Annotated in this window: 1 protein-coding gene; it reads right to left on the bottom strand. The window is 70.4% G+C overall.

All coding sequences use genetic code 11. The features are described 5' to 3' along the window. A partial coding sequence (locus Psi01_RS42990) for an MCP four helix bundle domain-containing protein (protein ID WP_204069973.1) occupies positions 1 to 633 on the bottom strand: 633 nt, incomplete at its 3' end. Positions 634 to 777: the final 144 nt, after the last annotated feature.

Genomic DNA, 777 nt, shown 5'->3' with positions numbered 1-777 from the left:
GGCCCCACCGATGACGCCGACCTGGGTGACGACCTGGCCGACGGTGTCGTGAGCGGTGGCGGCGCTGGCCGCGGCGGCATTGGACTGGGCCGCGCGCAGGTCCTCGAAGCCTTCATCGATGCGCTCATTGAGCGCCTGGGCCGCGTTGAAGCCCTCCCAGAAGGCGTCCAGGTCACCGGCGTCGGCGGCCGGCATGATCTTCCCGTCCCGCAGGGCGGTGTAGGCGCGCCAGTCGGTGTAGATGCGCTCCCAGGCGGCCTTGTCGGCCACCATGGCCGCCAGCACCGGGGCATCCTGGGCGATCTCGGCGTCCAGCGCGTCCATGTCGGCCGCGTTGGTCCTGCGGTGCTCGGCATCCGACAGGTAGTAGTTCAGCACCAGGTTGCGCATCTGCAGCAGATCGGTGTGCACCTCGGCCAGCGCCTCCACCGGGCGCACGCCGCCGGTGTAGATGGCCGAGGCCTCCTCGTCGGCGGTGGTCAGGCCGCTGATGCTCACCCCGATCACCAGCAGGCCGGCGGTGGCCACCGCGGCGACGGCGGCGAAGATCTTGGCGGTCAGCGGCAGGTCACGACCGCGGGCGGCCAGCGACCGCCGCGCCGACGCGCCCGATACGGGCAGAGCCGAGGACATGGGTATTCCTTCGCGGTGAAGAGGGCAGGAAAACGACTACCGGCCGACAAGGGCCGCTGTTCCCATCGGCGGACATCGGCCGATGCTGAGGTGCGGCCGATTGCGCGCCGATTCGGCCAACGAGATACTCGAGATGCGGCTCAA

The sequence above is a fragment of the Paraplanobispora siamensis genome (genome assembly GCF_016863175.1).
In the GTDB taxonomy this organism is placed as follows: Bacteria; Actinomycetota; Actinomycetes; order Streptosporangiales; family Streptosporangiaceae; genus Planobispora; species Planobispora siamensis.
The sequence above is the reverse complement of the archived record's forward strand: the minus strand, read 5'-3'. Positions and strand labels throughout refer to the sequence as shown.